19 protein-coding genes are annotated in these 18,302 nt (G+C 74.6%); 10 read left to right on the forward strand and 9 right to left on the reverse strand.

Annotated elements, in window-relative coordinates:
* Positions 1-122 precede the first annotated feature (122 nt).
* Positions 123-1,040 (reverse strand): GNAT family N-acetyltransferase, encoded by a 918-nt coding sequence (locus CLT72_RS11955; RefSeq protein WP_101411606.1) that lies wholly within the window; start codon positions 1,038-1,040, stop codon positions 123-125.
* Between the two features lie 78 nt (positions 1,041-1,118).
* On the opposite strand from CLT72_RS11955, the gene CLT72_RS11960 reads away from it, so the two are divergent.
* Positions 1,119-1,367: a DUF2630 family protein gene (locus CLT72_RS11960; RefSeq protein ID WP_101411608.1), complete on the forward strand. Its 249-nt coding sequence runs from the start codon at positions 1,119-1,121 to the stop codon at positions 1,365-1,367.
* A gap of 43 nt (positions 1,368-1,410) precedes the next feature.
* On the opposite strand, the gene CLT72_RS11965 is transcribed toward CLT72_RS11960, so the two are convergent.
* From CLT72_RS11965 to CLT72_RS11975, 3 genes are all read right to left on the reverse strand, one after another.
* Entirely contained in the window at positions 1,411-2,346 is a 936-nt protein-coding gene (locus tag CLT72_RS11965) for a serine protein kinase RIO (protein WP_101411610.1), read from the reverse strand.
* A 173-nt stretch (positions 2,347-2,519) separates the two neighbouring features.
* On the reverse strand, positions 2,520-3,164 hold the full coding sequence (locus CLT72_RS11970) for an HAD family hydrolase (protein ID WP_101411612.1): 645 nt from the start codon (positions 3,162-3,164) through the stop codon (positions 2,520-2,522).
* A gap of 62 nt (positions 3,165-3,226) precedes the next feature.
* Positions 3,227-4,093: a carbon-nitrogen hydrolase family protein gene (locus CLT72_RS11975; RefSeq protein ID WP_089003346.1), complete on the reverse strand. Its 867-nt coding sequence runs from the start codon at positions 4,091-4,093 to the stop codon at positions 3,227-3,229.
* Between the two features lie 108 nt (positions 4,094-4,201).
* Here CLT72_RS11975 and CLT72_RS11980 point away from each other — a divergent pair, with 108 nt between their 5' ends.
* The 6 genes from CLT72_RS11980 to mug all read left to right on the forward strand — a co-directional run bounded on the left by CLT72_RS11980 (position 4,202) and on the right by mug (position 8,608).
* Complete coding sequence (locus CLT72_RS11980) at positions 4,202-4,774, forward strand: TetR/AcrR family transcriptional regulator (protein ID WP_101411614.1); 573 nt, start codon at positions 4,202-4,204, stop codon at positions 4,772-4,774.
* Between the two features lie 113 nt (positions 4,775-4,887).
* Entirely contained in the window at positions 4,888-5,799 is a 912-nt protein-coding gene (locus CLT72_RS11985) for a TIGR04222 domain-containing membrane protein (protein WP_101411616.1), read from the forward strand.
* Positions 5,796-6,614 carry an MbnB/TglH/ChrH family RiPP precursor modification enzyme gene (locus CLT72_RS11990; protein WP_101415112.1) on the forward strand — a complete coding sequence of 273 codons (819 nt, stop codon included), beginning with the start codon at positions 5,796-5,798 and terminating at the stop codon, positions 6,612-6,614. The genes CLT72_RS11985 and CLT72_RS11990 overlap by 4 nt, the downstream gene beginning before the upstream one ends.
* On the forward strand, positions 6,611-7,057 hold the full coding sequence (locus CLT72_RS11995; protein WP_101411618.1) for an SCO6045 C-terminal-like domain-containing protein: 447 nt from the start codon (positions 6,611-6,613) through the stop codon (positions 7,055-7,057). The genes CLT72_RS11990 and CLT72_RS11995 overlap by 4 nt, the downstream gene beginning before the upstream one ends.
* Before the next feature lie 157 nt (positions 7,058-7,214).
* Entirely contained in the window at positions 7,215-7,982 is a 768-nt protein-coding gene (locus CLT72_RS12000; RefSeq protein WP_101415113.1) for an SDR family oxidoreductase, read from the forward strand.
* Positions 7,982-8,608, forward strand: coding sequence for a G/U mismatch-specific DNA glycosylase (mug, locus tag CLT72_RS12005; protein WP_101411620.1), 627 nt, complete (start codon positions 7,982-7,984; stop codon positions 8,606-8,608). The genes CLT72_RS12000 and mug overlap by 1 nt, the downstream gene beginning before the upstream one ends.
* Positions 8,609-8,673: 65 nt before the next feature.
* Here mug and CLT72_RS12010 read toward each other — a convergent pair whose 3' ends face one another.
* The 3 genes from CLT72_RS12010 to CLT72_RS12020 all read right to left on the reverse strand — a co-directional run bounded on the left by CLT72_RS12010 (position 8,674) and on the right by CLT72_RS12020 (position 11,807).
* Positions 8,674-10,653 (reverse strand): ABC transporter ATP-binding protein, encoded by a 1,980-nt coding sequence (locus tag CLT72_RS12010; protein ID WP_101415114.1) that lies wholly within the window; start codon positions 10,651-10,653, stop codon positions 8,674-8,676.
* Between the two features lie 112 nt (positions 10,654-10,765).
* Positions 10,766-11,533, reverse strand: a complete 768-nt coding sequence (locus CLT72_RS12015) for an enoyl-CoA hydratase/isomerase family protein (protein WP_101411622.1) — start codon at positions 11,531-11,533, stop codon at positions 10,766-10,768.
* Between the two features lie 46 nt (positions 11,534-11,579).
* Complete coding sequence (locus CLT72_RS12020) at positions 11,580-11,807, reverse strand: helix-turn-helix domain-containing protein (protein WP_007462679.1); 228 nt, start codon at positions 11,805-11,807, stop codon at positions 11,580-11,582.
* A gap of 228 nt (positions 11,808-12,035) precedes the next feature.
* Here CLT72_RS12020 and CLT72_RS12025 point away from each other — a divergent pair, with 228 nt between their 5' ends.
* Positions 12,036-12,635 carry a cadmium resistance transporter gene (locus CLT72_RS12025; RefSeq protein ID WP_199184557.1) on the forward strand — a complete coding sequence of 200 codons (600 nt, stop codon included), beginning with the start codon at positions 12,036-12,038 and terminating at the stop codon, positions 12,633-12,635.
* Positions 12,636-12,791: 156 nt separating this feature from the next.
* Here CLT72_RS12025 and CLT72_RS12030 read toward each other — a convergent pair whose 3' ends face one another.
* Positions 12,792-14,396 carry an ABC-F family ATP-binding cassette domain-containing protein gene (locus CLT72_RS12030; protein ID WP_101411624.1) on the reverse strand — a complete coding sequence of 535 codons (1,605 nt, stop codon included), beginning with the start codon at positions 14,394-14,396 and terminating at the stop codon, positions 12,792-12,794.
* Positions 14,397-14,641: 245 nt separating this feature from the next.
* Between CLT72_RS12030 and ypfJ the strand changes: the two genes are divergently transcribed.
* Positions 14,642-15,559: a KPN_02809 family neutral zinc metallopeptidase gene (gene ypfJ, locus CLT72_RS12035; RefSeq protein WP_088999384.1), complete on the forward strand. Its 918-nt coding sequence runs from the start codon at positions 14,642-14,644 to the stop codon at positions 15,557-15,559.
* Between the two features lie 44 nt (positions 15,560-15,603).
* Here ypfJ and CLT72_RS12040 read toward each other — a convergent pair whose 3' ends face one another.
* On the reverse strand, positions 15,604-16,923 hold the full coding sequence (locus CLT72_RS12040; RefSeq protein WP_486484256.1) for a carbohydrate-binding protein: 1,320 nt from the start codon (positions 16,921-16,923) through the stop codon (positions 15,604-15,606).
* Positions 16,924-17,160: 237 nt separating this feature from the next.
* Here CLT72_RS12040 and CLT72_RS12045 point away from each other — a divergent pair, with 237 nt between their 5' ends.
* Positions 17,161-18,150, forward strand: a complete 990-nt coding sequence (locus CLT72_RS12045; protein ID WP_199184558.1) for a helix-turn-helix domain-containing protein — start codon at positions 17,161-17,163, stop codon at positions 18,148-18,150.
* Positions 18,151-18,302 lie beyond the last annotated feature (152 nt).

Below are 18,302 nucleotides of genomic sequence, written 5' to 3' on the forward strand. Positions count from 1 at the left end.
GCAGACGGCTGCCTTGCGTCACGATTCGGGAAGCATGCCACCACCCGTCGAGGATCCGCTAGCCGTCGAACGAGAATTTTGCTCATGGGAATGCTCGTCCATGAAGGATTTCGTGTCGGGCGTCACTCGTGGAGGGTGCGCAGGTGGCGCCACTCGGCGGCCACCGGGCGGTACCCGCACCAGGCGTTCACCGCCCGCATCGCGTCGTTGCCGGCGTCGTTGAGGGTGGACGCCCACCGCAGGCCCGCCGACCGGGCCGCCCGCAGCGACGAGTGCTTGACCAGCCGGGCGAGGCCCCGACCCCGCCACGCCGCCCGGGTGCCCGTCATGCCCGACAGGTAGCGGTCGCGTCCGTCGGTCAGCGCGACGGTGAAGGCCACCACCACCCCGTCGGCCGACGCCACCGTGCTGAGCGCCCGGTCCAGGTCCGGCCGGTCCCAGTACGCGGCCCGCCAGTCGCCGAAGCTGATCTCGTCCATCCCGACGTCGCCCGGCTCGTCGGGGGCGGCGGCCAGGTCCGCCTCGTACAGCGGGCGTGGGTCGGGCAGGTCCGCCGCCGTGACCAGCCGCACCCCGGCCGGCGGGGCGGGCGCGGGCGGCAGCACCGCCGTCGCCAGGTCGAGACCCAGGATCACGTTGCGTCGGCCGGACCGGTACCCGTGCCGCTCGGCGAAGGCGAGCGACGCCGGCTCGTCGACGACCCGGGCGTACGCCAGGCGCACGCCGAGCCCGACGAGGCGCTCCTCGGCGGCGGCGAGCAGGGCCGAGCCGACGCCCCGCCGCCGCCCTTCGGGGTGCACGACCAGGTTGACGAAGCCGAGCCCCGGCTCCGTGCTCTCGTGCAGCAGCCCCGTACGGGCGACGCCGGCGATCCCGTCACCCGCCTCGGCGACGAGCATCCCGAAGCGCTCCGCCGGCTTGCCGGTCGCCTGCCAGGCGAGCACCTGCGGCGTGACCACCAGATGGGGGCGGGCCGCGCGGAGCAGGGCGACGACGCCTGCCGCGTCGGAGGGGCCGGCGGCGCGGACGGTGGGGACCATGGCTGGGCAACCTACCGCAGAAGCGGGCACGACGGTGGAACCCGGGCGCGCCCGCACGGCCTGTGCCAGGCTCAGGGCATGGACGACAAGACCATCCTGAACCGCATCTCCGAGCTGGTCGACGAGGAGCACCGCTTGCGCGCCGACGCGCAGGCCGGGGAGTCGGGCACGGACGACGACGCCCGCACCCGGCTGCGCGAGCTGGAGGAGTCCCTCGACCAGTGCTGGGACCTGCTGCGGCGACGGCGGGCCGCCCGGCAGACCCACGGCGACCCCGACGCCCAGGGCCTGCGTCCCAAGCCGGCGGTCGAGCGCTACCTCCAGTGACCCGGTCCCGGGCGGCACGTGCCGGCCGCCCGGGACGTCGCGGTCAGCGGATCCCCGCCTCCCGCAGCAGCAACGCGGTCAACGCGGCCGGATCGGCGTCCGCCGCCGGCAGGCCGCGGGCCGCGAACCAGGTGGCGACCACCCGGACGTCGCGGGCCAGGAACTCCGGCCCCTGCGGGTTGGCCACCACGTCGACCACCTGTGGCAGGTCGATCAGCACCAGCCGCCCCGCGTGCACCAGCAGGTTGTACGGCGACAGGTCGCCGTGCGCGAGGCCGGCGCGGGCGAGCACCACGAGGGCGTCGACGAGCTGCCCCCACAGCTCGCGCAGCTCCCCAGCCTCCGGCCGCAACTGGGCCAACCGGGGCGCGGCCAGCCCCTCGTCGTGGTCGCCGAGGAACTCCAGCATCAGCTCGGTGCCGCGCACCTGCACCGGGTAGGGGACGGAAATCGTCCCGTACCGGCTGCCGACCTCCCAGAGCCGGGCCAGCGCGGCGAACTCCGCCGCGGCCCACTGCCCGGCGATCATCTGCCGGCCGAAGGCGGTGCGCCCGGCCATCGCGCGGTTCTCCCGGGACCGGCGGACCCGGCGCCCCTCCAGGTAGCCGGCGTCGCGGTGGAAGAGCCGGTGCTGGGGGTCCCGGTACCGTTTGACGGCCAGCAGGCAGGACCGGTCGGTGTCGGGGACCGCCCGGCGGACCAGGTGGACGTCCGCCTCCTTGCCGGTCTTGAGCACCCCCAGCTCGGTGTCCCTGGCGGCCAGCTCGGTGACCAGCCAGTCGGGGTGGGGCTGCGGGCCCTGCACGGCGTCGTCCCAGGAGGACCAGCTGTCCCCCGTCTCGGGGTCCGGCTCGGCGTCCGGGTCGGCGGGGGCGGGACCGGCGGCCCGGCCCCGCTTCAGGAAGAGCTGCTCGTCGTCGTCGTAGCGGCGCTTGCCGCGGGTACGGCGCTCGCGCGCCGGAAGGTCGTGATCGCGCACTGCGGTGGTGTTCCCTTGCTCGAGGCTGATGGAGGCAGGTGGAAATGACCTGCGAAGACGGCCATGACCGACCCCCTCTCCTCGACCGGGCGCACCCGGTTGCACGATGCGCCGACCATGCTCACGGGCCGGCGCCACCCGGGTCAACCGATTTACGCCCGGCGTGCCGCCTGTCAGGCGGCGAGCACCGCCGCGACGGCGGCGATCACGCCGTCGGCGGTGCGGGTGGGGGCGAACCGGCTGTCGACCCAGCTCCGCCCCCGGTGCAGCCAGACGCTGGGCAGCCCCACGGCGGCGGCGCCCCCGATGTCCACCTCCGGGCCGTCGCCGACCACCCAGGCGCCGCGCAACGGCAGCCGCACCCGCCGGGCGGCCAGCGCGAAGATCCTCGGGTTGGGCTTGCTGACGCCGACCTCCTCGGAGATGACCCAGTCGGCGACGAAGCGGTCCAGTCCGGTACGCCGGATGACGGCCTCCTGCTGCCGCACCGCGCCGTTGCTGACCACCACGGGCGTCCAGCCCGCCCCGTCGGCGATCCGCAGCGCGCAGGCCACCAACGGATCGAGCCGGACGTCGGCCACCACGCAGTCGTGCAGCTCCTCGACCAGGTCGATGGACGGGATCCGCAACCGGTAGCGGTCCCGTACGGCGTCGGCCACGTCCCACCGGTCGGTCAGCCCGTCGGCGTCGATGGACAGCAGCCAGTCGATGTCGGCCGGCGGCGCGCCGACACCGGCCAGGAAACGCTCCCCCCAGGCGCGGAACGGACCGGCCCGGTCGAGCAGCGTGTTGTCCAGGTCCAGCAGGAGCAGCGGCACTCGGGCACCCTACGGGACCGGCACCGCCCGCCGACAGTGCCGAGTCGGCTTCCGGCGGCCCGTCAGGCCGGCAGGGCCGCGCGGGCCCCGCCCTGGTCGGGCAGGCGGTCGAGCAGCATGCAGTGGGCGGCCCGGGTCGCCGCGAGGGCCTCCGGGGCGAGCGCGACGACCAGCACGGCCTCGCCGGTGTCCGCGCCTCTGGCCAACGGGCGGCCCTCCGGGTCGTAGACGGCGGCGCCACCGTTGAACCGCCACGGGTCGGCGCCGCCGACGAGGTTGGCGAACACCACGTACATCGTGTTGTCCAGCGCCCGGGCGGCGTAGTACAGGTCGCGGCGGTGCTCGGAGCCGGCCAGGTAGCCGCTCGGGCAGAGGTAGCCGTGCGCGCCGTCGGCCGCCGCGGCCCGGCCGTGCTCCGGGAAGCAGCCGTCGTAGCAGATGCCGAGCCCGAGCCGCCAGTCGTCGACGAGCAGGGTCGCGCCCCGGTCACCGGCGACGAACAGCTCCCGCTCGCCGCTCCACAGTTGCTGCTTGTCGTACCCGACGCGGACGTCGCCGGCCCCGTCGACCAGCAGGGCGGAGATCGTCCGCCGGCCGTCCGGGTGCCGGACGGCGGCGCCGACCACCACGGCCGCGCCGCCGTCGCGGGCCGCCTCGCGCAGCGGGTCCAGCCGCGCGTCGTCGACGGTGGCCGCCGCGTCGGCCGCGACGTCGGTGCCGGCGGGATCGGCCGCCAGCGTCGGCAGGTGGTACGCGGGCAGGAAGAGCTCCGGCAGCACGGTCACCCGCGCGCCGCGCTCCGTGGCGCGGCGGACCAGCCGGGCGGCGCTCGCCGCGTTGCCGGCCACGTCGCCGGGTACGGGCTCGGCCTGCACGGCCGCGACGGTCAGCGGCGCGGCGGGGACCGCGACGGCGGTGGGGAGTGGCATCACGGGGCGATCCTAACCGGCACGCGCCCTGCCGATGATCATGCGCGCGGCCAAACCAAGCCGTACGTACGGTTTGCACAACGGAGGGTGAGCTGTCACGATCGACCCGTGCCCAGAGTAAGTCAGGATCAGCTCGACGCGCGCCGGCAGGAGATCCTCGCCGCCGCGCGGGCGTGTTTCGCCCGGCACGGCTACGAGGGCGCCACCGTCCGCAGGCTGGAGGAGGCCACCCGGCTGTCCCGGGGCGCGATCTTCCACCACTTCCGCGACAAGGACTCGCTCTTCCTCGCCGTCGCCGAGGACGACGCCGCGGCCATGGTGGAGACCGTGGCCCGCAACGGCCTGGTCCAGGTCATGCGGGACCTGCTGGCCGGCGCCGTCTCCCCCGACACCACCGGCTGGCTGGGCAGCCAACTGGAGGTGTCCCGGCGACTGCGGACCGACCCGGCGTTTGCCAAGCGGTGGGCGCAGCGGTCGGCGGCGGTCGCCGAGGCGACCCGCGACCGGCTGGCCCGGCAGCGGGAGGCGGGCGTGCTCCGCGAGGACGTGCCGATCGACGTACTGGCCCAGTTCCTCGAACTCGCCTACGACGGGCTGGTGCTGCACCTGGCGATGGGCCGCCCCGCCGGCGACCTCGGCCCGGTGCTCGACCTGGTCGAGGAGGCCGTGCGCCGCCGCTGACCGTCCGCCCCCGCCACGCGTATCGGTCCGGTAACTCGACCCACGCGGTGGGTACGCCCTGGCGGGGCTGCTCCACAATTGGGCCGCGATCCCCTCGCCCGAAGGAGCAGCAGATGACCGTCCCCGCCGCGCCTGGTGACACCTGGGGCATCTCCGGCCCCACCTTCCTCCGGGTCTATCTCCTCGTGGCCGTCGTGATCGTCGTCGGTACGCTCGTCCACCGGCTCGCGGTCCTCGCCGGCCCGTCGGTGGGTCACGTCGGCCAGCTCGGCCCGCAGCAGGTCGCCTACCTCAACGGCGGGCAGCAGCTGGCGATCTGGGCCTCCGTCGGCGCGCTGCGCAGCAGCGGCGCCATCGGCGTACGACCGGACCGGCGGCTGACCACCGGCGGGCCGCTGCCGGCCGGCATCACACCACTGGACCAGGCGATCCACTTCGCGGCCGGCCGCAACGCCACCACCCGGCAGCTGGCCCGCGACGAGTGGGTGGTCCGGGCGCTCGATCAGCTGCGGGCCAGCCTGGAGCAGCGCGGGCTCGCGCTCGCACCGGCCCGCCGGTCCGCGCTGCGCCTGGGCGCGTTCCTGCTCACCGCCCTGCTGCTGGTCGGCGTGGCGCGCATCGTCGCCGGGCTGATGAACGACCGTCCGGTGGGCTGGCTCGTGCTGAGCCAGATCCCGCTGATCGTCGTGGCCGTCCTCCTGCACCGGGTGCCGTGGCGCACCCACGCCGCCACCCGGGCACTGCGCGACCTGCGGCGCCAGCACACCTACCTCGCGCCCGCCTCGGGCCCGGCCTACGCCACGTACGGCGCGGCGGGCGCCGCGATGGGCGTCGCATTGTTCGGCACCGCGTCGCTCTACGCCATGGACCCCGGCTTCGCCAGCCAGGCCGAGATCCAGCGCCAGGCCATCAGCGGCACCGGCGCCTCCTCCAGCGGCGGCGGGTGCGGCGGGGGCAGCTCGTGCAGCGGGGGCAGCTCGTGCGGAGGCGGCGGGGGCTGCGGCGGAGGCGGGTGCGGCGGATGACCGGCCCGCACGGGGTGGGCATCGGCTGGCGGCCGGAGATCGCCGGGTTCGTCGCCGACCTGCCCGGGCTGCGCTTCGTGGAGGTGGTCGCGGAGGCCGTCGCCACCTCCGGGCCGCTGCCGGCGGGGCTCGCCGCGCTACGCGAGCGCGGCGTGACGGTCGTACCGCACGGCGTGCGCCTGTCCCTCGGCGGCGCGGAACCGGTCGACCCGGCCCGCGTCGCCCACCTGGGCGCGGTGGCGGAGCTGGTGGGGGCGCCGCTGGTCAGCGAGCACATCGCCTTCGTCCGGGCCGGCGGCGTCGAGGCCGGCCACCTGCTGCCGCTGCCCCGCAGCCGCGAGGCGGTCGACGCGGTCTGCGCCAACGTCGCCCGGGCGCAGGCCGCGCTGCCGGTGCCGCTCGCGCTGGAACCGATCGCGGCCCTGTTCGACTGGCCCGACGACGAGCTGGACGAGGCCGACTTCCTCACCGAGATCATGGACCGCACCGGCGCGTTCCTGCTGCTCGACGTCGCCAACGTGTACGCCAACGCCCGCAACCGGGGCACCGACCCGGTCGCGCTGCTCGACCGGCTGCCGCTGGAGCGGGTCTCCTACGTGCACGTCGCGGGCGGCGCCGAGCACGGCGGCTACTACCACGACACGCACACCGATCCGGTGCCGCCACCGGTGCTGGACCTGCTGCGCGAGCTGTGCGCCCGCCGCCGGCCGCCCGCGCTCCTGCTGGAACGCGACGGGCACTACCCGCCCACGACGCTGCTGCGCGCCGAGTTGGACGCCCTGGCCGCCGCGTCCGGCTTCCCGGTGGTGACGTGAGCGGCGACCTGGCCGAGCGGCAGGCGGCGCTGGTGGCGGCGCTGGTGGCCGGCGGCCCCGCGCCGGCGGGTTTCGACCCTGCGGCGCTCGCCGCCGCCGGGGCCGCGTTGCTGCGCAAACGCGCCGGGGAGGTGGCCCGGCACTGGCCGTTGCTCGCCGCCGGTCTCGGTCCGCAGTGGTCGGCGACCTTCGCCCGCTGGGCGTCGGGGCGGCCGACCGGCGGCTCGCTGCGCGACGGCTGGGACCTGGCCCGTGACCTGCGCGACCAGGGCGCGCTGCCGCCACTGGGCGCGGAGGAACTCGCCGCGCGCGAGGCCGCCCACCGCTACGACGGGCACGCACCGCCGCGCCCGCGTCGGCTGCCGGCGTGGGGGCGCGCCGGCGGCGCCGTCGCGGTCCAGGTCGCCGGTCGGGTACGCATGCTGCGCCCCGCCCACCGCTGAACCGCAGCCACTGAACCGCCCCGCCGGTGAACCGGTGCCGCTGGACCGTCCGCCGTTGGCCCGTCCTCTGCTGCTGGACCGTCCGCCCCCGGTCGCCGGCCGTGGCGGTCCGAGGGCCCCGCTGGCGGATCCGGCCGGGTGCGGCAGGATCGACGGCATGGATCTCGGACTGACCGATCGGGTGTACGTACTCACCGGCGCCTCCCGGGGGCTGGGCTACGCCACCGCGGAGTGCCTCGTCGCCGACGGCGCCCGCGTCGTGCTCTCCGCCCGCGACGCCGACGCGGTGGCCGCCGCCGCGCAGCGCCTCGGCGGGCCGGAGCGGGCGATCGGGCTGACCGCCGACCTGGCCGACGCGCAGACGCCGCAGCGCCTCGTCGCGGCGGCCCGGGAGCACTTCGGGCGGCTGGACGGGGCGCTGGTCTCGGTCGGCGGGCCGCCGCCCGGCAGCGCCGCCTCGGTCACCGACGAGCAGTGGCGCCACTCCTTCGAGACGGTCTTCCTCGGCACCGTCCGCATGGTCCGTACCGTCGCCGAGCACCTGGCGGGGGACGCGGGCGGGGCGGTCGGGCTGGTCCTGTCGACCTCGGCGCGCGGGCCGGTGCCCGGCCTGGGCATCTCCAACGGCCTACGGCCCGGCCTGGCGGGCATGGCCAAGGACGTCGCCGACGAGTACGGCCCCCGGGGCGTACGGGTGGTCGGGCTGCTGCCGGGGCGGATCATGACCGACCGCAACGTGGAGCTCTTCGCGGCCACCGGCGACCCCGAGCGGGCACGCGCGGAGGCCGAGGCCGCCATCCCGTTGCGCCGTATCGGCGCCCCCGCCGAGTTCGGCCGGGTGGCCGCGTTCGTGCTCTCCCCCGCCGCGAGCTACCTGAGCGGGGTCACCGTGCCGGTCGACGGCGGCGTACTGCGGAGCCTGTGATGGCCCCGCCCGCCGGCAGGTCGGCACCCGGCTCCCCCGCCCGGCGGCGGGCGGTGGCGACGGACGCGGCCGCACGGCATCCGCGGCCGACGCGGGAGGAACTCGCCGCGGCGGCGCAGCGCACCATCCCCGACGTCATCGCCCCCGGCCTGGACGTGCTCTTCGTCGGGATCAACCCGGGCCTGTGGTCGGCGGCGACCGGATGGCACTTCGCCCGGCCGGGCAACCGGTTCTGGCCGGCGCTGCACAGGGGCGGGTTCACGCCCCGGCTGCTGCACCCCAGCGAGCAGGACGAGCTGCCGGGCTACGGCCTCGGCATCAGCAACATGGTCGCGCGGGCCAGCGCCCGCGCCGACGAGCTGACCCCGGCCGAACTTCTCGAGGGGGCGGAGGTCCTCACCGCCAAGGTCGCGCGGCACCGGCCCCGGTGGGTGGCCGTGGTGGGGGTGACCGCGTACCGGATCGGGTTCGCCCGGCCGAAGGCCGCCTTCGGGCCGCAGCCGGAGCCGCTGGCGGGTGCCCCGCTGTGGGTGCTGCCCAACCCCAGCGGGCTGAACGCGCACTTCACCCCGGAGACGCTCGGCGCCGCGTTCGGGGAGTTGCGGGCGGCGGTCACCGCCGACTGAGGCGCCGGTCGGCAGCGGCAGTCGCGCCGCCGACCGGCGGTGACCGGCCGCAGCTCGCGGCAGGGTCAGTTGGCCGCCGCCGGCGGGAGCGCCTCGTCGGCGAGGTAGGGCCGCAGCGGCGGCACGGCCACCGGCTCGGGCCCGGTCGCATCGGCGTACGGGGTGGGCGAGTCGGCGACTGCGAACTGGGTGCGGTAGAGCTCGGCGTAGAGCCCGCCCACGGCCACCAGTTCCTCGTGGCGCCCCCGCTCGACGATCCGCCCGCCGTCGAGCACCAGGATCTGGTCGGCCTCGCGGACGGTCGAGAGCCGGTGCGCGATCACCAGCGCGGTACGCCCCGTCAGCGCCACCGACAGCGCCCGCTGCACGGCGGCCTCGCTCTCCGAGTCGAGGTGCGCCGTCGCCTCGTCGAGGATCACGATCGACGGGGCCTTGAGCAGCAGCCGGGCGATGGCGATGCGCTGCTTCTCGCCGCCGGAGAAGCGGTAGCCGCGCTCGCCGACCAGTGTGTCCAGCCCTTCCGGCAGCGACCGGACCAGATCGGCGACCTGCGCCCCGGCCAGGGCCGCCCAGATCTCGTCGTCGGTGGCGTCCGGCTTGGCGTAGCGCAGGTTCTCGGCGATGGTCTCGTGGAACAGGTGCGAATCCTGCGTGACCACCCCGATCTCGTCGCGCAGCGAGTCGAGGGAGGCGTCACGGACGTCGACCCCGCCGACCAGCACCTGCCCGTCGGTGACGTCGTAGATGCGGGAGATCAGCATGGACAGCGTCGACTTGCCGGCGCCGGAGGGGCCGACCAGCGCCACCATCTGCCCCGGCTCGACCGCGAACGAGACGCCCCTGAGCACGGGCTCGTTGACCGTACGGTCGAGGGCGGCGACCTCCTCCAGGGAGGCGAGCGAGATCTCGGCGGCGCTGGGGTAGCGGAACCGCACGTCGCGGAACTCGATCCGACCGGCGTCGCGGGGCACCGGCACGGCGTCGGGCCGCTCCTCGATCGTCGGCTTCAGGTCGAGCACCTCGAAGACCCGGTCGAAGGAGACCAGGGCGCTCATCACGTCGACCCGGACGTTGGACAGCGCGGTCAGCGGGCCGTAGAGGCGGGTGAGCAGCAGGGCGAGGGTCACCACGGTGCCGGCGCTGACGTTGCCCGTGACCGCCAGCCAGCCGCCGAGCCCGTAGGTGAGCGCCTGGGCCAGCGAGGCCACCAGCAGCATCGCCACGAAGAAGGTCCGCGAGTACATCGCGGACTGGATGCCGATGTCGCGCACCCGCTCGGCCCGCCCGGCGAACCGACGCGCCTCCACCTCGGGGCGGCCGAAGAGCTTCACCAGCAACGCGCCCGAGACGCCGAACCGCTCGGTCATCGTCGCGTTCATCTTCGCGTCGAGGTTGTAGGACTCCCGGGTGATCTCGGCGAGCCGCTTGCCGACCCGGCGGGCCGGGATGATGAAGACCGGCAGCAGCACCAGCGAGAGCGCGGTGATCTGCCAGGAGAGGGTGAACATCACCGCGGCGGTGAGCACGAGCTGGATGACGTTGCTGACCACCCCGGACAGCGTCGAGGTGAACGCCCGCTGCGCGCCGAGCACGTCGTTGTTGAGCCGGCTGACCAGCGCCCCCGTCTGGGTACGCGTGAAGAACTGCAACGGCATCCGCTGGACGTGGTCGTAGACCCGGGTGCGCAGGTCCAGGATGATGCCCTCGCCGATGCGGGCCGAATACCACCGCTGGGCGAGCGAGAGCAGCGCGTCGGCCACCGCGAGGCCGGCGATGACGAGCGCCAGCCGGACCACCGCGCTGCCGGCGTCGGCACCGCCCCGGGTGATCGTGTCGATCACGTCGCCGGCGAGCACCGGGGTCGCGACCCCGATGACCGCCGCCAGCACCACGGTGACCAGGAAGACGACGATGTCCCGGCGGTAGGGCCGTGCGAAGGCCACGATCCGCTGGGCCACCCCGCGCTTGAGGCGGTGCGTGGAGATCTCGTCGCGGTTGCGCATCGACCGGAGCATGCTCCAACCGGCCATGCCGCCGCCGGACATCGAGTTGGACACGTTCACCTCCGGGTCGTCGGGCTGACCGCACCGTCAGGTCAATTGTCCCGACGACTCTGACAACCTCAGCCGTAACCCTGGCCTTCCCGAACGGTCCTTACTATTCTCCGCGCCCGGCGAGATCGCGCAGCCGGCGGGTCTGCGCCTCCCGCTCGGCCCGCTGCTGCTCGGCGGCGGACCGGCCGGCCGCGCCGGCGAGCAGGGCCTTGATCTCCACCACCGCGTTGCGGTCGTTGGCGAGCAGCCCGGCGGCCAGGTCACGCACCGCGGCGTCCAGCTCGGCGTTGGGCACCACCAGGGTGGCCAGGCCGATCCGGTCCGCCTCGGCGGCGTCCATCCGCCGGCCGGTCGCGCAGATCTCCAGCGCGCGGCTGTAGCCGACCAGGTCGACCAGGCGTCCCGTGCCGGCGAGGTCCGGGACCAGGCCGAGCGTCACCTCGGCCATGGAGAGCTTCGCGTCCTCGGCGAGCACGCGCAGGTCGCAGGCGAGCGCCAACTGGAAGCCGGCGCCGATCGCGTGCCCCTGCACGGCGGCGACGGAGACGACGTCGGGGCGGTGCAGCCAGGTGAAGCCGCCCTGGTATTCCGCGATCCGGTCGGCACACTCCTGCTCAGGCAGGGTGGCCAACTCGGCGAACGACCCCGGCCCGGAGGCACCGGCCACGGACAGGTCGAGGCCGGCGGAGAACGCCCGCCCCTCGCCGCGCACGACGACGACGCGTACGTCGCCGGGAAGGTCGCGGGAGAATTCGCTCATCGCGCGCCACATCGCCGGAGTCTGGGCGTTGAGCACGTCGGGCCGGCACAACGTGACCGTCGCGACCGGCCCGTCGCATTCCAGCCGGACCCCGGTCGTCTCGGCGGTCACCGAGCGACCCGGGGAGCGGCGCTGATGGACGACGCTGGTGGGCGGGTCACGCCTTCTTGCGGCGTCGGGCGCCGCCACGCTGCCGCAGCTGAACCCCGGACTCGGTGAGCACCCGGTGGATGAACCCGTAGGAACGGCCGGTCGAGGCCGCGAGCGCGCGGATGCTCTCACCCGAGGTGTACCGCTTTACCAGGTCCTTGGCGAGCGTCTGACGCTCGGCTCCGACGATCCGGCGACCCTTCTCAGTGCTGGTGGCTGTGCCAGTGGCTGCCATGCTGTGTCCTCACGTCCCAGACTGTGCGGTTCGGATACGGTCCCACCTATTAGACCGCCTCGAACGATCATGCGCCAGATATCAACTCTTCGCCAACCGACACGCTATGCAATGTCAGCTTCCCGATAGAGTGATGCTCCCGACCTCCGGGACGCCGGCCCCGACCACGCGCGGCCGGCTCAGCGGGCTCAGCCGGCTCGACGGGCGGCCCGCCCGTACCCTGCGGGCGTGATCGACCTGTTGGGCACCGCCGCCGGTGCCGCCGTGGTGTTCGCCGCCACCGACGTCGACGACATCGTCGTCCTGACGCTGCTCTTCGTCGCCGCCCGCACCACCGGCCGCCCCCGCCCCTGGCAGATCGTCGCCGGGCAGTACCTGGGCATCGGCGCCCTCGCCCTGGCCAGCGTCGTGGTCGCGGCCGGGCTCCTGGTGGTGCCCGACCCCTGGACGGGGCTGCTCGGCCTGCTGCCGGTCGCTCTCGGCGTCCGCGCGCTGCTCGACCGCGACGCCGACGAGACACCCGCGGTGGTGGGCTCCACCATCGGCGTGGCCGGGGTGACCATCGCCAACGGCGCCGACAACATCGCCATCTACGTGCCGGTGTTCCGGGCGCTCGGCCCGGCGGACAGCGCGGTCTTCCTACTGGTCTTCGTGGTGCTCATCGCGCTGTGGTGCGCGGCCGGCGCCTGGCTCGGCAACCATCCCCGGGTGACGCGGTTGGTCGGGCGCGCCGGCCACTGGCTCGTTCCGGCGATCTTCATCGTCATCGGCGTGGTCATCCTGGCCACCTCGGGCGTCCTGCCCCACCTACGCGACCTCCTGCGCTGACTGTCCACACGACCCACCCGCACGCACCGCGACCCGCCGGGCCACCTCACCGGGCCACCCGACCGGCTTGCCGCGCCGGGTCGCCCCACCGGGTCGATCATGAAGTTATTGTCGCGACACGACGGACCGGGCCGGGCCGGGCCGGGCCGGGGTGCGTCAGGCCAGTTCCACCAGTTCCAGGAGGTCGTCGCTCCAGGCGTCCTCATCGCCGTCTGGCAGCAGGATGGCGCGGTCCGGCTTGAGCGCCATGACCGCGCCGGGGTCGTGGGTGACCAGCACGATCGCGCCCGGGTAGCGGGCGATGGCGTCGAGCACCTGCTCCCGGCTGACCGGGTCGAGGTTGTTCGTCGGCTCGTCGAGCAGCAGTACGTTGGCGCCGGAGCAGACCAGGGTGGCCAGCGCGAGCCGGGTCTTCTCGCCGCCGGAGAGCACCCCGGCCGGCTTGTCCACGTCCTCGCCGGAGAAGAGGAACGCGCCGAGGATCTTGCGCAGGTCGGTGTCGGTCTGCTCGATGGCGGCGCTGCGCATGTGCTCCAGCACCGTACGGTCCACGTCGAGCGTCTCGTGTTCCTGCGCGTAGTAGCCGAGCCGCAGACCGTGCCCGGCGTGCACCCCGCCGGTGTCGGGCTCCAGCAGCCCGCCGAGCATCCGCAGCAGGGTGGTCTTGCCGGCACCGTTGAGCCCGAGGATGGCCACCCGGGAGCCCCGGTCGACCGCCACGTTGACGTCGGTGAAGATCTCCAGTGAGCCGTACGACTTCGACAGGCCGGTCGCGGTGAGCGGGGTCTTGCCGCACGGGGCCGGGCTGGGGAAGCGCACCTTCGCCACCTTGTCGGCGACGCGTACCTCCTCCAGGCCCGAGATCAGCTTCTCGGCCCGGCGGGCCATGTTCTGCGCGGCGACGGTCTTGGTGGCCTTGGCCCGCATCTTGTCGGCCTGCGCCATCAGCGCGCCGGCCTTCTTCTCGGCGTTGGCCCGCTCCCGGCGGCGGCGCCGCTCGTCGGTCTCGCGGGCCTCCAGGTACGCCTTCCAGCCCAGGTTGTAGACGTCGACGACCGAGCGGGTGGCGTCGAGGAACCACACCTTGTTGACCACCGACTCGAGCAGCGAGCCGTCGTGGGAGATCACGATCAGCCCGCCCTTGTGGTTGGCGAGGAAGCTGCGCAGCCAGGTGATCGAGTCGGCGTCGAGGTGGTTGGTCGGCTCGTCGAGCAGCAGGATGCCGCCGCCGTTCTCGCCCGCGTCGCGGAACAGGATCCGGGCCAGCTCGATGCGGCGGCGCTGACCGCCGGAGAGCGTGCCGATGGTCTGGGCGAGGGCACGGTCCGGCAGGCCGAGGTTGGCGCAGATCCGGGCGGCCTCGGCCTCGGCCGCGTAGCCGCCGAGGGAGGCGAACTGGTCCTCCAGCGCGCCGTAGCGGCGGACCAGCTTGTCGTCGGCGCCGTCGGCGAGCTTGGCCTCGATCTCCTGCATCTGGGCCATCAGCACGTCCAGGCCGCGGGCGGACAGGACGCGGTCGCGGCCGGTGACCTCCAGGTCGCCGGTGCGCGGGTCCTGCGGGAGGTAGCCGATGGCGCTGCGCCGGTCGATCTGCCCGGCGTACGGCTGGCCCTCGCCGGCGAGCACCTTCAGCGTGGTGGTCTTGCCGGCGCCGTTGCGGCCGACCAGGCCGATCCGGTCACCCGGCTGCACGCGCAGCGTGGTGTCGGACAGCAGGATCCGGGCGCCGGCGCGCAGCTCCAGGCCGGTGGCAGTGATCATGTCGGAGGACTCGCTCTCGGGGTCTGGAAGGGCTGACTCAGGGCACGCGAAAGCGCCGGCGAGCACGAGGCCCGTCGGCGCGGGGCGGTTCAGCCTTCGCAGAGCAGCACGGGGCAAGTGTACCGGGCGCCGCCCGGCCACCCCTCCGGATTACCGATCAAGATCATCGGGTACCGGAACGCCGTCCGGACCCGGTCCGGTACCGCAACCACCAAAACGGATCAAATCGGGTGATCGGGGTTGACATGGAGCTGAACGAGAACGCGCGGATCGACACCAGCCAGGTGGACGACCGGCGAGGATCCGGCGGAGGCGGCGGGCTGGGCGGCATCCCCATCCCGATCGGCGGCGGCCGGGGCGGCATCGTCGGCCTGGTCATCGCCGTGCTCGTCGCGCTCGTCGGCGGCGGCTTCGGCCTGAACGCGGCCACGAACGGCGGCGACGAGCCGCAGGGCGACAACGCGTCGCTGGAACAGAAGTGCTCGGCCGAGGACGCGCTCCAGCAGCTCGACTGCCGCAACACGCTCTACGTCAACTCCATCCAGGCGTACTGGCAGAAGGCCCTGCCCGAGGCGTTCGGCGAGCAGTACCGCCCGTCGCGCACGGTGTTCTTCAGCCAGGGCGTCAGCACCGCCTGCGGGCAGGCCGACTCCGGCGTCGGCCCGTTCTACTGCCCCGCCGACGACCAGGTCTACATCGACCTGACCTTCTACCAGGTGCTCGCCCAGCAGCTCGGCGCCGCCGGCGAGTTCGCCCAGCCGTACGTGCTCGCCCACGAGTACGGCCACCACGTGCAGGACCTCCTCGGCACCGAGGCCCAGATGCGCCGCCAGCAGCAGCGCGACCCGGACAGCGCGAACGCGCTCTCGGTGAAGCTGGAGTTGCAGGCCGACTGCTACGCGGGCGCCTGGGCCAAGAACGCCACCGGCACCGCCGACGCGAGCGGCCAGAAGATCTTCACCAGCATCAGCGAGCAGGACATCCAACAGGCCATCGACGCCGCCGAGAAGATCGGCGACGACGCCATCTCGGAGCGGGCCAACCGGCCGGTCAACCCCGACGAGTTCACCCACGGCTCCTCCGCCCAGCGCAAGGAGTGGTTCACCCGGGGCTACTCCACCGGCGACCCGAAGTCCTGCGACACCTTCCGCGGCAGTCTCTGAGCACGCAGAGTCCCGTCCTGACGGACGACGCCACGGGGCGACGGTCAGACCCGCTGCCAGAGCGCCGGCACGTTCGGCGGCTCCCAGCCCGGCTGGGCGGTGTGCCCCTGCAGGCAACGGTAGGACACCCCCGCGTAGGTCACCGTCGCGCCGGCCGCGTACCCGGTGCCGGCCTGCCAGGTCGTGCCGCCGGGCGGGTTGCCCGTCGAGGTGGGCGTGGGGGTCGGCGCGGGGCCGCCGGCGGTGACGAGGGTCAGCCCGTACGCGGCCAGGATCGCGTTGACCGGCTGGAAGTACATGGTTCCGCCGGAGGTGCAGTTGCCGGAGCCGCCCGAGGTGACCCCCTGCGCCTGGTTGCCGGAGATCCACGAGCCGCCGGAGTCGCCCGGCTCGGCGCAGGCGTTGCTGCGGGTCAACCCGGTGACGGTGCCCTCCGGGTAGGTCACCGAGGCATTCTTCTGCTGGATGGTGCCGCAGCGCCAGCCGGTGGTGGAGCCGGACCGGCAGACCGCCGCCCCCACGGCGGCCTCGACGCTGCCCGCCACCGGGACCGTCCCGCCGCGATAGTCGTTCACCAGCCCGCGCGGGGTGTTCCCGGCGTCCACCTGCACCCAGGCGTAGTCGCGGCCCGGGAAGGTGGAGCCGCGCACGGTGCCGCCCGGCTGGGAGGTGCGGGCACCGGTCCGGCCGCAGTGCCCGGCGGTGACGAAGCCCCCGTCGACGGAGAACCCGACCGAGCAGCGGCTGCTGCCGGTGTAGTAGGCGTTGCCACCGATCACGTCGGCGTACGGCCTCGGGCTCTCGGTGCTGGCCTGGACCCGCACCGCGCCGGCCGGCACCCCCGCGGCGGCGGCGAAGGCCCGGGCCGCGGCCGAGCCGCCGTCGCGGGCCAGCAGCACGACGGAGTTGCCGGGAAGGTCGGCGTACCAGCCGACGACGGTGGGCGGCGCGGCGGCGGCCCGACGGTTCAGCCGGTCGACCGCGCCGTCGAGGGCGTCCTCCCCGTACGTGACGGGGACGGGGACCGCGCCGAGGGCGCGGACCCGTGCGGCGTCGGCGGCGCGGGTGACGCCGACCGCCACGGCGGCTCCCCCGTCGGCGACCCAGGTGCCGCCGTGGCGGGCGCCGAGGGTGGTCCCCAGCACCTGCTGCACCCGGCTGGCGTGCTCGTCGACCTCGAGGCGGGCGCGGGCCTGGGCCGGGGTCAGCCGAAGGTCCCGTTGCAGGGCGGCGAACATCTCGGGCGCGACGCCGTCGGGGCCGGCGGCCGGCGCGGCGGAGGTGGGGGTGGTGTCGGCGCCGGCCTGGGTGGCCAGGGCCAGGGTCAGCACCAGAGCGGCAGCACTCAGGGTAGTTGCCGCCACGGTGGCTGGTCGTCGGAGCATGGGGGTCTCCTCGCGGTCAGAACGATGTGGAGGATCGGGTCAGGCCCGCTGATCAGGCACGCGAGTGCCGAACGGCGGGATCGAGGCGATGCGCTACAGGGATAACAACAAATGTTGTTAACTGTGTTGCCCTCACCGTAGGTTAGACATCCGACGCCGTCAATACAGGCGGCGATCGATCGTCACCCCGTCCCTCCATTGCGAACGGAGCCGCCCGTGTCCCCGCCGCGCCCGTACGACCGCCGGACCCGGACCGTCCCCGCACGACCCGCCGTGGCCCCCGGGCCGGCCACCCGCTCCCCGACGCCGGCCCCCGCGACCGGGCCGCCGCTGCCCCGGCACGACCTGGCGGTACCCGCCCCGGACGAGCTGCCCTTCGCCGTCGGCTCCTTCGAGGAGATCGGCCCGCTCTCCCGCGCCGACTTCCCGCACCGGCACGCCTTCTACGAGCTGGTGTACGTGACCCACGGGCGGGCCACCCACGTCATCGACCTCGACGCCCACCCCGTCCGACCGCCGCACCTGTTCGTCGTCACGCCCGGCCAGGTGCACCACTGGCAGGACCAGCGCGACCTGCGCGGGCACGTACTGCTCTGCGCCGCCGAGTTCCTGCTGACCTTCCCGGCCGACCGCGACGCGCTGCGCCGCTCGGGGCACCGCTCCTGGCGCCCGCGTGACGACGCGCAGGCGAGGCGGATCGCCACCCTGATGCGGTGGACGACGGCCGAGTACCGCCGGGGTGGGCCGGGCCGGACGAGCACCCTGCGCGCCTACCTGCACCTCCTGCTCACCGAGGTGCGCCGGTCCCGGCCCACGGGCCCGCCGCCCGGCCCGCCGCCCGGGCCGGGCACCCGCAACCGGCGCGCCGCCGCGATCGCCCGCCGCTTCGAGGAGCTGCTCGGCGAACCGGATCTCGTCGGCGAGCCTCCCCGCGCGTACGCCCGCCGCATCGGCGTGTCGGTGCGCCACCTCAACGACGCGGTCCCGCTGGCCACCGGCGCCACCCCCGCCCGGCTGATCCGCCGGGCCCGGGTCCTGGAGGCGAAGCGCCTGCTGACCCGCACCGACCTCACCGTGGCCGCGATCGCCGACCGGCTCGGCTTCGCCGACCCCGCCTACTTCTGCCGCTTCTTCCGCCGGGAGGCCGGCGACTCCCCCGGCGCGTTCCGCCGGCACGGCGGAAAACACCACGATCCCGCCGGCTGACACATCGACGCAGCCCGACGTCCGTCAATAGCGTCGGGTCGCCGGCCCGGGTCGGCCAGGGACCTCCCGGGCCGGCCGACACCCGCCCCCATCACCAGGAGGAACCCTCATGAACGGTGCAGCCAGCGACGCAGGGGAGCCAGACGGTGCCC

Source organism: Micromonospora sp. CNZ309 (assembly GCF_002846525.1).

Coding starts and splice junctions, on each gene's coding strand:
- CLT72_RS12000 (WP_101415113.1), top strand. CDS start 7,215: ATGGATCTCGGACTGACCGATCGGGTGTACGTACTCACCGGCGCCTCC.
- ypfJ (WP_088999384.1), top strand. CDS start 14,642: ATGGAGCTGAACGAGAACGCGCGGATCGACACCAGCCAGGTGGACGAC.
- CLT72_RS12010 (WP_101415114.1), bottom strand. CDS start 10,653: ATGTCCGGCGGCGGCATGGCCGGTTGGAGCATGCTCCGGTCGATGCGC.
- CLT72_RS11975 (WP_089003346.1), bottom strand. CDS start 4,093: ATGCCACTCCCCACCGCCGTCGCGGTCCCCGCCGCGCCGCTGACCGTC.
- CLT72_RS11985 (WP_101411616.1), top strand. CDS start 4,888: ATGACCGTCCCCGCCGCGCCTGGTGACACCTGGGGCATCTCCGGCCCC.
- CLT72_RS12020 (WP_007462679.1), bottom strand. CDS start 11,807: ATGGCAGCCACTGGCACAGCCACCAGCACTGAGAAGGGTCGCCGGATC.
- CLT72_RS11960 (WP_101411608.1), top strand. CDS start 1,119: ATGGACGACAAGACCATCCTGAACCGCATCTCCGAGCTGGTCGACGAG.
- CLT72_RS11990 (WP_101415112.1), top strand. CDS start 5,796: ATGACCGGCCCGCACGGGGTGGGCATCGGCTGGCGGCCGGAGATCGCC.
- CLT72_RS11955 (WP_101411606.1), bottom strand. CDS start 1,040: ATGGTCCCCACCGTCCGCGCCGCCGGCCCCTCCGACGCGGCAGGCGTC.
- CLT72_RS12030 (WP_101411624.1), bottom strand. CDS start 14,396: ATGATCACTGCCACCGGCCTGGAGCTGCGCGCCGGCGCCCGGATCCTG.
- mug (WP_101411620.1), top strand. CDS start 7,982: ATGGCCCCGCCCGCCGGCAGGTCGGCACCCGGCTCCCCCGCCCGGCGG.